The organism is Corynebacterium sp. H78 (assembly GCF_037572275.1).
In the GTDB taxonomy this organism is placed as follows: Bacteria; Actinomycetota; Actinomycetes; order Mycobacteriales; family Mycobacteriaceae; genus Corynebacterium.
Genome location: NZ_JBBHKX010000002.1, coordinates 1149863 through 1161745, shown reverse-complemented (window position 1 = coordinate 1161745; position 11883 = coordinate 1149863). Strand labels below are relative to the sequence as shown.

Sequence of the window (11883 nt, the reverse complement as noted above, 5' to 3'; positions counted from 1 at the left end):
GCCAGCAAGTTCATACTGCTTAATACTCAGTGCTCCGCAGTTTCTTCTTCCGGCATAGCTCGCTTAATCCAGGGGAGGAAAACAGCTGTGAGTCCAGCAAGCGCAATCGCTCCGATACCGATGGTGAGGAAGTACGACAACTCCGCAGAGTGATTATTCGGGTCATACGAGGTCGACATCATGCCGGCAAATGCAGTGCCGACGGACATCGTCATGAAGAACAACGCAGAGAAGCGCGTCGCGTACTTTTCTGGTGCCAGGGCTGTTGCGGTGGACATTCCCACTGGACCAACGTGCAGCTCGCCGAAGGTAATAATTCCGTATGCTGCGACCAGCGCAACGAGCGGAACCGTGCCGTTATCCATGCCGGTGTAGCCGATGAGAGTCATCACACCAACACCAGCCAGTGCCGCGCCGAACAGGATCTGCGTTGGAGTGCTCGGAGCCTTTTCTCTGAACTTCAATCGTGCTGCCGCCAATGGCGTGGACAGAAGCAAAATGAAGATCGGGTTTAACGATTGCGCCCATGCTGCGGGAGCCTCGAAGTCACCGATCATGCGGTCGGTACGGATATCTGCGTAGACCGCAAGCGCGCCGAAAGTCTGATTGAGAATTGCCCAGAACGCAACAGACACGATGAAAAGCGGGATAAACGCAGCAACCCGGCGACGCTCGGTGGCGCTAAGGGAACCGTCGTTAAGCATTTGCGCAAACAGCCCAATGGTGACCGCAAGTGTTCCCCCGAACATGACCGTTGCAAGATCGGACAAAGCCAGCACGCCAGCGGACACGAGTACGACGAGAACCGCGATGATCACGGCAATTGCCACGACCACAAGAACAATCGTTCGGCCTGGCGCGCGGTTTGCGGGCTTTTCGACGACGTCGCGGATATCTGCACGCCACGAGGCGGAGAGCGGTCGGCGGAGTGCGTGGTAGTGGATGAGCCCAGCGATCATGAGTGCAGCAGCCACAGCGAAGCCGATACGGTAGCCGTATTCGACGGAGATCCAGCCAGTGAGGAGCGGTCCAAGGAGGGCGCCGACGTTGATGCCGAAGTAGAACATCTGGAAATCGGAGTCGCGACGTCGGTCAGTCAGGGGTCGGACGTGTCCGAGCAGGGTAATGGCGGAGGTTTTCAGTGATCCCGAGCCGATGGCAACGAGGAAAAGACCAATGGCGACACCAGCGCCACCAGGGATGAGAGACAATGCCAAGTGCCCGAGAACGAGAAGCCACGAACCAGCAAGAAGCGTCTTTTCGGCACCGAGGAGGCGGTCGCCAATCCAGCCACCGGCGATGGTGCAGAGGTAGACAAGGCTTCCGTACGCACCCATGAGTGCGGTCGCAGTCGTTGTCGGCAGTCCGAGGCCTCCATTGACCGCGGTGTCGTACAGGTAGTAGGCCATGATGGCCTGCATGCCGTAGTAGCTGAAGCGTTCCCACGTTTCGACACCGACGAGAGCGGGGATCGCGATCTTCGGGGAGCCGAGAGCGGTGCCTCGCTGTTTATCTGCGATCGCAACCCTTGATCGCTGTTCAAGTTTGGACATAAACATATCCTGGAATGCGGGCTGCACATTTGCGAAGCGCACAGCGTCGTTATGCCCCTGGCTACCCCTGAACAGTGTTCAGGAGGCATGGTGAAAGGCTAGGGTTGAAGATCGTGTTAGCACCAAACTCGACTCCTGATACCCCTGAAGCAGCCGGGGAGAGCGCCCACGATCTCGCATCATTTGACGCCGAACACATTTGGCATCCGTATGGGCCCATCCCATCTCCGGTCCAGCCGATCCCTGTCGCGTCGGCATCTGGAACTCGCCTGACTCTGGGCGATGGTCGAGAACTTGTCGACGGCATGAGCAGCTGGTGGGCCGTGTGTCACGGACACAGTCATCCACGACTCGTTGCTGCGGCACACAAGCAGATCGATACCTGTTCTCATGTGATGTTTGGGGGTTTGACGCATCGCCCGGCAGTAGAGCTGACCCGCAAATTGCTCGACCTGACCGATCCAGAACTCACGGCCGTGTTCTATTCCGATTCTGGCTCTGTGTCGGTTGAGGTCGCCTTCAAGATGGTGCTGCAGTATCAGCGAGCCGTCGGCAAGCCGGAACGGAACCGGATGCTGACGTGGCGTGGCGGTTACCACGGTGACACGCGGGCACCAATGAGTGTGTGTGATCCCGACGGCGGGATGCACGAGCTGTGGGCGGGGACGTTTACTCCGCAGATATTCGCGCCGGTACCACCTGCGCGGGGTGCGTCGGCGGAGGTTCGCGAGCAGTATTTGCAGGAGTTTGAGGCATGCATTGATGGCACGGTGGCTGGTGTGATCATCGAGCCGGTCGTCCAAGGCGCGGGCGGGATGCGCTTCCACGACCACGAGTTGTTGGTGGGTGTGCGTGAAATTTGTGATCGTCACGGATTGCTACTAGTCGCCGACGAAATCGCCACGGGATTCGGACGTGCTGGCGATTTGTTTGTCACCGCAGCAGCGGGTGTCACTCCAGATGTGCTCTGCGTTGGCAAGGCGCTGACCGGCGGATTCATGTCCCTCGCAGCAACCTTGACGACGACTCACGTCGCCACAGCAATCTCCAACGGTGAAGGAGGAGGCCTCATGCATGGTCCGACGTTCATGGGTAATCCGCTGGCGTGCGCTGTGGCTGCGGAGAATCTCGACATGATTGCAGAAGGTGCCTGGCGCGTTGACGTCCCCCGGATTGAACAGATGTTGAAAACCGGATTGGACCCGCTACGTGGCGAACCCGGGGTCGCTGATGTTCGCGTGCTCGGTGCGATCGGCGTTGTGGAGATGGACCGGCCGGTTGATATGGCGTCGGCAACGGCAGCATGCGTCGATGCCGGTGTTTGGCTGCGACCTTTCGGCAAGCTCGTGTACACGATGCCACCGTACATCAGCACTGATGTCGAAGTGACCTCCATTTGTCGAGCAATCGGGGCGATTGTTGCAGCAGAACAGGACGCCGAACCAACCGCAGCGCAGAACTAAGCACGTACAGAAGGGACTAAGAGCATGAGTATCGTCATCGTCACGGGGACGGGTACCGATATCGGCAAGACCATTGCCACCGCAACGCTTGCGGTCGCAGTGGAGGCTGCAGGCCTAGAGGCGGTCGTCGTCAAGCCAGCGCAGACGGGCTTTCCAGGTGGGCGTGGCGGTGACGCGGATACGGTGACGGAGTTGACTGGTATCACCAATACGCACGGTTTTGCGCGATACCCAGAGCCGATGGCTCCGGTAGCTGCGGCGAAACGCGCCGGTATGCCCTTGCTGGATGTTGCCGATACCGCCGGAAGAATTGTCGCGCTCGATGGACCAGGACGAGTGGTACTGGTCGAGGGGGCCGGTGGCCTGCTGGTTCGGCTTGGCGACGACTGGGCGCTGCCCGAGCTCTCCGAGCAGCTGCCGGGTGCACATACCGTGGTGGTCACGTCGATGAATCTCGGCAGTCTCAATACAGCTGAGTTGACCGTGGAAGTGGCGCGTAGCCGGGGAATGAATGTCGTAGGTCTTGTCGGCGGTTCGGTGCCGGAACGACTTGCAGGTATCGCTGAATCGGACCTTGCAAGCGCGACAGAGAGAGACGATACAGACGCAATTACCGATGTCGATGAAGCAATCGTGGCAACCAACTTGCGTGATATGAGCCAGCTCACCGGCGTGCCTTTCCTCGCAAAAGTGGCTGAAGGTGCGGGAGCGCTGTCACAGAGTAGCTTCGTTGCAGCCGCGCCGGGCTGGATGACGGCGACTGGCCGACAGTGGTTAGCAGAATTGGGGTAACTGCGCCTACACTGTGCAGGTAATGCTGGTTTTAGCTGCATTCGCAGCGTGAAAGCACAGTGCTACTACACAGCCAGCAATAATCTGATACTGAAACTCTATTTTGCAAAGGATCGCGAAAGTGACTCCACCCGCTCGCCGAGACGGTACACCGGAACAGAAAAGCAAACGAGTACACGCTTCCGACGTGTACGTGTCCAATGCGCGCCCAGCGCGTAAACAGCACGTCGAGAAGCATAGGTCTGGCCCCGGCACCCATGCTCATGGCCATGATCAGCAGGGCGAAGGTGTTCGCCTGCAAAAGGTTCTCGCACAGGCTGGCGTGGCATCGCGTCGCATGGCTGAGAAGCTCATCGAAGACGGCCGCGTTGAAGTCGACGGCAAGATTGTGACCCGCCAGGGCATCCGCGTTGACCCAAACACTGCGGTGATTCGTGTTGATGGTTCTCGCATCATCGTCAACGAAGACATGCAGTATTTCGTACTGAATAAGCCTCGTGGCGTTCAGTCGACCATGCATGACGACGAAGGTCGCCCATGCGTCGGCGACATCATTGGTGAAAAGATCGCCTCTGGCCAGCGTCTCTTCCATGTTGGTCGACTGGATGCGCAGACCGAAGGTCTGCTGATGCTCACTAACGATGGTGAGCTGGCAAATCGATTGATGCACCCAAGCTACGAGATCTCGAAGACGTACATGGCCGAAGTTGTTGGCGAGGTCAACGGCAAGGTCATGCGTCAGCTGACTGAGGGCATCGAACTTGACGACGGCCCGGCTAAGGCAGACAAGGCCGACATCATTGATGTTTGGCAGGGACGTTCCCTCATCGTGGTGGAACTCCACGAAGGCCGTAAGCATATTGTGCGTCGACTGCTCAAGGCTGCCGGCTATCCAGTTCAGCGCCTAGTGCGCACCAAGATTCATACTGTCCAGCTAGGCGAGCAGACTCCGGGCGCACTGCGCGCGCTGAATCGCGCTGAGCTGGCTTCGCTGTACAAGGCGGTGGGAATGTAATGACTGAAACTACTGACAACATCCTGGTCGCAATCGACGGCCCATCTGGTACCGGCAAGTCCACGGTGTCTCGTGCTGTAGCCGAGATTCTTGAAGCAAAGTACCTGGACACAGGGGCAATGTACCGCGTCGCCACGCTGTGGGTACTGCGTCAAGGCGTCGACCCAGCAGATACTGCTGCAGTTATTGAGGCCACTGCCAACCTGCCATTGCAGGTTTCGGATGATCCGCAGTCCACAGCCGTGCTGATGGACGGCGAAGATGTCTCCGGTGAAATTCGTGGCTCGGAGGTCACTCAGAATGTCTCGGCTGTCTCCGCCATCCCAGAGGTTCGCGAGAACCTGGTCGCCCTGCAGCGCAAGCTCGCCTACGCGGCTGGTAGCTGTGTGGTGGAAGGTCGCGATATTGGCACCGTCGTGCTGCCAGAAGTACCAGCCAAGATTTTCATGACTGCGTCTGCGGAAGTCCGCGCGCAGCGTCGGTACGATCAGGACGTCGCTGCTGGTCGAGACGTGAATTTCGACGACGTACTCGCTGACGTTCAGCGTCGCGACAAGCTCGACAGCACCCGTGCTGTCTCACCACTGGTACCTGCCGACGACGCAGTACTGCTTGATACCTCCAACATGGACATCGAAGAGGTCATTGAGCACATTCTCGATGTTGTTGAAGCTGGCTACCCAGGCGTGCTCGAGGCATACGACGAAGCTGCTGAGGCCGCAGAAGCCGAAGTCGCTGATTTCGATGCCACCATCGCCGATGGTCCTCTGAACCCAGCGGTTCCTGGCTCTGAAACCTCCCATACGAATCCAGACGAGGCCATTGACCGCGCCATCGCGGATCACGAGGTCCTGATCAACGAAGCCCTGGAACGTGCCGAAGCGGGCCAGCTCGATGAGGAAACGGACTGGGAAGCACTCGAGGAAGCCTTTGGCGCTCTCGGTGTTAAAGCTGAGGAAGAAGAACTCCTTCCGACGGTTGCGATCGTCGGACGTCCAAACGTCGGCAAGTCGACGATGGTGAACCGCTTCATTGGGCGTCGTGAAGCAGTTGTTGAAGACTTCCCAGGCGTGACCCGTGACCGCATTAGCTACCTCGGCGACTGGGCAGGACAGCGCTTCTGGGTGCAGGACACCGGTGGCTGGGATCCTGACGCGAAGGGTATGCACGCAGCTATTGCTCGACAGGCAGAAGTCGCGATGGAGACAGCCGATGTCATCATCATGGTCGTGGATACCACTGTGGGTGTGACGTCGACCGACGAGATCATGGCTCGCCGATTGCAGCGCGCCGACCAGCCAGTCATCCTCGTGGCCAACAAGTTCGAGTCGGACTCCCAGTTCGGCGACATGGCTGAATTCTGGTCATTGGGCCTCGGCGATCCATACCCAACGTCCGCACTCCACGGTCGTGGCAATGCTGATGTGCTGGATCTCGTCGTCAAGTCTTTCCCTGAGGAACCACGCTCCAAGAGCAAGCCAACCGGTCCACGTCGTGTGGCGCTGATCGGTAAGCCGAATGTGGGCAAGTCATCGCTACTGAATAAGCTGACCGGCGAGGATCGCGCCGTTGTATCCGACGTTGCGGGTACGACTGTGGATCCGGTGGACTCGGTTGTGCAGATGGACGAGCGCATGTGGAACTTCGTGGATACTGCCGGTATCCGCAAGAAGACGAAGCAGGCGCAGGGACATGAGTTCTATGCGTCGCTGCGTACCCGCTCAACCATCGATAACGCTGAAGTGTGTGTCTTTCTTGTCGACGCTTCCGAGCCAATCACCGAGCAGGATCAGCGCGTGCTGCGCCTGATTCTGGACTCCGGACGCGCACTTGTCGTCGCTTACAACAAGTGGGACTTGATGGATGAGGATCGTCGCGACCTGCTGGAGCGCGAGATCGAGCTGCAGTTGGCGCACGTGCCGTGGGCTCGTCGCGTAAACATTTCTGCGAAGACTGGCCGAGCCGTGCAGAAGCTAGAACCTGCGATGATCGAGGCATTGGATTCGTGGGATAAGCGAATTTCGACAGGTCGTCTGAATACGTGGCTTCGCGAAATCATGCAGCAGAATCCGCCTCCGCTGCGTGGCGGACGTCAGCCTCGTGTGCTCTTTGCAACGCAGGCTTCGTCGCGTCCACCAGTGATCGTGCTGTTTACAACTGGATTCTTGGAGCACGGATACCGTCGCTACTTGGAGCGTAAGCTTCGCGAATCCTTCGGCTTTGAGGGTTCGCCAGTGCGCATTGCTGTTCGCGTACGCGAGAAGCGTGGCAAGAAGAAGTAGCGTGCGCGTAGTTGCGTAACGGTAGATTTCACCACCATTCACCACTGCTTTGGGAGTTTTCCCGTAGTGAATGGTGGTGAAAGCTCTATTTGGCGGGTCTGATTGGCATGCCCGCGAACAAGGCACACTGAAGTCACCTCGTTTTACATTCACACCTGTTTTTGGAACTATCTACGCCACATAACCGTTGAACATGGTGACGCTTGCCGTAAGAAAGGACCGAACCCATGGTGAACGATCGACGTGGACGTGGCTTTGGACGCGATCCGTTCAATGAGGATCAGCCCACGCAATACTTCGGCGATGACAACCAGAACACTCAGTTCATTGGCCGTGATGACCAGAACACTCAGTACCTGGGTGGCAATGATCCTTCTGGTTACAACCCCGATGCCGACTTCGGTGGCACTGACAACCCGAACGAGACGCAGATTATTGGTGCTTCGGGGGTCGGCCGGGACGGCTCGCAGGGCGCTACCCGCGATGCCAATGGTCAGTACTGGGCTCCGCTTTCCGACGACGAACGCGGCTACGACAACACCGCCGCTGCAGGCGCAGTCGGTGCCGGAGCAGCAGGCGTTGGAGCTGCAGGTGCCGGTTCTGCTGCTGCGTATGGGCAGGACAATTACGACGATGGGGGAAAGAACTCGCGTAGGAACAACGGGTCGGGAAGCTCTCGCGGTGTCGTGATCGTTGCAATCGCCGCGATCATCGCATTGGTTGTGCTGGTTGCGCTGATTCTGAAGTTCTTGTCGGGAAGTGGCAATGATGGCCCGGAGCCGACAGCACCTGCACCGGCGCCGTCGTCGACAAGCAAGACCACCGAGACACCTGAGCCACCGTCGCGGTCGCTTCCATCGCTGCCGTCTCTACCATCAGTGCCGGAGCTGCCATCGGACATTCCAGGTCAGGAGCGCTTGCAGGACGAGTTGTCTCGACTGCGGGAAACTCCGCCAGCGCTGCCCGGACTGGGTGATACGTCGTCCGGACTTGGCATGATTCCAAGTTCGGTTGCCGGAAAGTCGCCAGCCACGGTTGAGATGGAGCTGCGGGTCAATGGTTTCAAGGATGTGAAAATCTACGATGCCAATGGCAACCTGACGAACTCGCTTGCAGCGGCGACCGGACGTGTCGCGTCGATTGACCCGGGTGAGGGAACGCACGTCAATCTTGATACGCCAGTCAGCATCTACCTGGAGTGAGTTTTCGCCGGCTATCAGTACTCTGAGTGCATTTTTGAGGAAGCAAGTCTCATTGATGTAATCTGGAGCAGTTGTCGCTATCGACTCAGGATATTGAGTGCAGCGACAGCGGACGGGCTGTAGCGCAGTTTGGTAGCGCACTTCACTGGGGGTGAAGGGGTCGTCGGTTCAAATCCGGTCAGCCCGACAAAGCTAAAACCGCAGGTAAGCTGGGGAATGTCCCGGCTTCCTGCGGTTTTTGTTGGGCCTACCTCGCCACCTGAACCGGCACACGACGACGTCCAAACGTCCCCGGCTTTTCCTCAAAAACACCCGGAATTCGCGTGCCACACGAAGCACAGCACCCACGCTCATCCAGTCGGTACTCCAACAATTCGTACCAATCGCGCCGAATCACGACCTCACCACACGAAGTGCAAATTGTCGCGTCTCCATCGGCATCATGCACATTGCCGGTGTACGGAAATTGCTCGCCATATTCCAGTGCGATTTCCCGTGCCAACCGTAAAGTCTCCGGCGGTGTCGCAGGTACGTCCCGCATCCGATGATCGGGGTGAAAAGCTGAAAAGTGATGCGGCACATCCGGCCCCAGCGTCTCCACAACCCAGCGACACATTTCAGCCAATTCTTCCGGCGCATCGTTGTGCCCCGGAATGACCAGCGTCGTTAGTTCGATCCAGGGAGCTTCACGACGATCTCGTCGCGAAGCAAGCCACTCCAAATTGTCCAGCACAACCTTCAGATCTGCGCCTGTGAGCTTCTTGTAAAACTCAGGCGTGAAAGCCTTCAAGTCAATGTTGACCGCGTCGAAGGCATCGAAGAACTCTTCGCGAGCGACTGGAGTGATGTAGCCAGCGGTGACTGCGACGGTTTTGATGCCCCGCTCGTGGCAAGCGCGGGCGGTGTCGATGGCATATTCGGCGAAGATCACAGGGTCGTTGTAGGTCATCGCGACGGACTTGGCACCATTTCGGTGGGCTGCTTCCGCAATGGCATCGGGGGCACCGGTTTGGGAGAGCGTATCCCATTGACGTGATGTTGAAATGTCGTAGTTCTGGCAGAACTTGCACCCCAGATTGCATCCAGCAGTGCCGAAACTGAGGATCGACGTTCCCGGCAAAAAATGATTCAACGGCTTCTTCTCGACGGGATCAAGGCAGAAACCCGAAGATCGGCCATACGTGTCGAGGATCAGGTTCCCTCCGACATTCTTACGGACGTAGCAGAAACCACGTTGACCGTCTCGGAGGCGGCAATGACGCGGGCACAGGTCGCACTGAATACGGGCGGGCTTATCGGTACCATCCGCGGGCTCGGGAACCTTGTCCCACCATTGGGCAATGTGACCTGCGGTATCGGTGGACATTATTCCTCCCAGCTACGAACGGTATAGATGGAAACCTCAGTGTCATCTGGCCACGATCCACGCGCCCAGCCGGCTTTTGCTTGCAGATGCATCAAGAATTCATCGGCATCGGGCAACTGCTCCCATACTTGGGGCAGGAAGGTGGCGCGACCGCGCCGCGAAAAAATGGTCACGCCGTCAATGCCTGGCCGGATTGTGGCTAACGCTTCATCCCGGCTGATCCTGCCGAGCGATTGCGGAGCCGAGAGCACAGAAACCTCGATACGAAGGGAATCGAGCTCATCGGCGGTGACCGGCCTGAACCGGGGATCCTCGAAGGCTGCAGCCTGTGCATGCCTCACGACATCCACGCCCAGCGGCTGGTAGGCCTCCAACGTACCGATGCATCCCCGAAGCCTCGGCGGTGCTCCACGCACAACGCCGGAGACAGTATTAATAGTGACAAAGCTGGCACCGTTAGTCCGTAGCCACGGATGATCAGGAATCAGGGGCTCGCCAGTACGAACTCCAAGTTCTGACTCGATTGCCTGGCGCGCCATCCCCGGCAGCTTCTCACCGACCTCCACGTATGCCACCGATGCATACCCAACGACGGAGTCCGCTCCGCCTGGGCGATCTCCCATGCGCACACCATCGATAACCGCATCCGCTGATGTCGCTGATTCAAGCACCACAGGTTCAAACCCCAATTTTGCCGCCACTTCGCTCAGCCCATTCCACGAAAATGCCCCGCATGCTTCCCGAGGCCCAATGCTCTCCAGCGCGCCCACCTTCTTCAAAGTGATTTCATCGACCTGGCGAGCATCGTCGTCACGCAAAAAGTGCGACAAATCCGAACTGACTAGCACAGCAGCCCCTGGATCTGCGAGCACCTGCTCCATGAGCGCGGCTACCTCATGCGCTTCCATCTGCCCAATAACCATCGGCAGTACGCGCGCTTGCGGAAACGCTCGCTGCAGGAACGGTAACTCGACCTCTGCGCTGTGCTCCTGGGCGTGCACGGCCGGCGCCACCTTCACGTTGGGCTGGGTGAGTGCCCACTGTTGCAATTGCTTGTCGACGGCCACCTCGCAAAGCGGCGTCGCCCACTTGTCGTGGCCGGACAAGCAGGCACCTCGCCATGGAACACGGTGGTTGGGGCCAAAGATGGCGATCGTCGTTATGGAATGACGAGTGCGATCCCACTCCTGGAGGCTGCGAATACTCCTCGCTGCGAGACGGCCCGAATACACGAGACCCGCGTGTGGACACACCACAACGCGGGATGGAATTGGCTCACTGTTGCTTTCGCTGTCTGCCGTAGAAGGGGCAGAAGCGACCAGCTGCGGAGCAGCGAGCCTCGGATCGGCAAGCCTCAGATCAGCAAGCAGCGAATCAACTAACTCCGAGAGTTCGTGGCGATCAGCCGGATAAAACATGCCAGCGACCGCAGCCGGGCGAACCGTAGGCGGCTGTTGATTGCCGGATGGAGTGCTGGAAAGGGCGCTGGCGGAGTTCATAACCCCAGGTTAGCGAGAGAAAAGTGGTCTGGCCAGGGAATAGGCGCCCAATCAGAGACTTATGACCGAGCTAGCAACAATTCCAGCCAAAAACCGAGCCAAAATGTTGCCAACGGGGTCATAGGTGAGGTGCGGAACTACCGAACGACGATCCCGTCAGAATCTGCATACACAGTTTCACCAGGAACGAAGGTGATGCCACCGAACGACACCGGAACATCGCGTTCACCAGAACCAGACTTCGTGGACTTCCGCGGATTCGTGCCCAATGCCTTGCACCCGAAGTCCATTTCTCCGATCAGCTTCGAGTCACGGACTGCACCGTTAACAATTACTCCTGCCCAGCCGTGCTCCTGGCCAAGTCCTGCAATCACGTCACCGACCAGTGCGGTATGCAAGGAAGCATCGCCATCGATCACAAGGACACCACCGTCGGAATCTTCCGACAGAATTGACTTCAACAGGGCATTATCCTGGAAGCACTTGACCGTCGTAATGCGTCCGCAAAACTCACGACGACCACCAATATCGCGGAACTGCAGATCGCAGCTACGCACGTTTGCGCCAATCTCGTCGACAAGATCCGCCGTAGGTACGAATTCGATGGTCATGGTGAACTCACTTTCTTTTCAAGGCGACAGTTGGGGCAGCGCGCCCAGCTTGTACTTCTGAACATAGTGCCAGATTGATGCTTCGAAAGTGACAAAGATC

General features: G+C 58.2%; 9 protein-coding genes and 1 tRNA gene. 6 read left to right on the top strand and 4 right to left on the bottom strand.

Annotated elements, in window-relative coordinates; genetic code table 11:
• Nucleotides 1–26: 26 nt before the first annotated feature.
• Nucleotides 27–1553, bottom strand: a complete 1527-nt coding sequence (locus WG934_RS06355) for a peptide MFS transporter (protein WP_339989183.1) — start codon at nucleotides 1551–1553, stop codon at nucleotides 27–29.
• A gap of 113 nt (nucleotides 1554–1666) precedes the next feature.
• Here WG934_RS06355 and WG934_RS06350 point away from each other — a divergent pair, with 113 nt between their 5' ends.
• From WG934_RS06350 to WG934_RS06325, 6 genes are all read left to right on the top strand, one after another.
• Nucleotides 1667–3016 carry an adenosylmethionine--8-amino-7-oxononanoate transaminase gene (locus WG934_RS06350; protein WP_339989182.1) on the top strand — a complete coding sequence of 450 codons (1350 nt, stop codon included), beginning with the start codon at nucleotides 1667–1669 and terminating at the stop codon, nucleotides 3014–3016.
• A 24-nt stretch (nucleotides 3017–3040) separates the two neighbouring features.
• A complete protein-coding gene (gene bioD, locus WG934_RS06345) occupies nucleotides 3041–3808 on the top strand; it encodes a dethiobiotin synthase (protein WP_339989180.1) in 768 nt (255 codons plus the stop codon).
• Nucleotides 3809–3929: 121 nt separating this feature from the next.
• A complete protein-coding gene (locus tag WG934_RS06340) occupies nucleotides 3930–4823 on the top strand; it encodes a pseudouridine synthase (RefSeq protein WP_339989178.1) in 894 nt (297 codons plus the stop codon).
• The gene (gene der / locus WG934_RS06335; protein WP_339978644.1) at nucleotides 4823–7105 is read left to right on the top strand and encodes a bifunctional cytidylate kinase/GTPase Der; all 2283 of its coding nucleotides are present in this window, start codon (nucleotides 4823–4825) and stop codon (nucleotides 7103–7105) included. The genes WG934_RS06340 and der overlap by 1 nt, the downstream gene beginning before the upstream one ends.
• Nucleotides 7106–7332: 227 nt before the next feature.
• Complete coding sequence (locus WG934_RS06330) at nucleotides 7333–8307, top strand: hypothetical protein (RefSeq protein ID WP_339989176.1); 975 nt, start codon at nucleotides 7333–7335, stop codon at nucleotides 8305–8307.
• A 113-nt stretch (nucleotides 8308–8420) separates the two neighbouring features.
• A tRNA-Pro gene (locus WG934_RS06325) sits at nucleotides 8421–8494 on the top strand.
• Nucleotides 8495–8554: 60 nt separating this feature from the next.
• On the opposite strand, the gene amrS is transcribed toward WG934_RS06325, so the two are convergent.
• From amrS to rraA, 3 genes are all read right to left on the bottom strand, one after another.
• Nucleotides 8555–9673, bottom strand: coding sequence for an AmmeMemoRadiSam system radical SAM enzyme (amrS, locus tag WG934_RS06320; RefSeq protein WP_339989174.1), 1119 nt, complete (start codon nucleotides 9671–9673; stop codon nucleotides 8555–8557).
• Nucleotides 9673–11172, bottom strand: coding sequence for an AmmeMemoRadiSam system protein B (amrB, locus tag WG934_RS06315; protein WP_339989171.1), 1500 nt, complete (start codon nucleotides 11170–11172; stop codon nucleotides 9673–9675). Before amrB ends, amrS begins: the two co-directional genes overlap by 1 nt.
• Nucleotides 11173–11309: 137 nt before the next feature.
• Nucleotides 11310–11783: a ribonuclease E activity regulator RraA gene (gene rraA, locus WG934_RS06310; protein WP_339978635.1), complete on the bottom strand. Its 474-nt coding sequence runs from the start codon at nucleotides 11781–11783 to the stop codon at nucleotides 11310–11312.
• Nucleotides 11784–11883 lie beyond the last annotated feature (100 nt).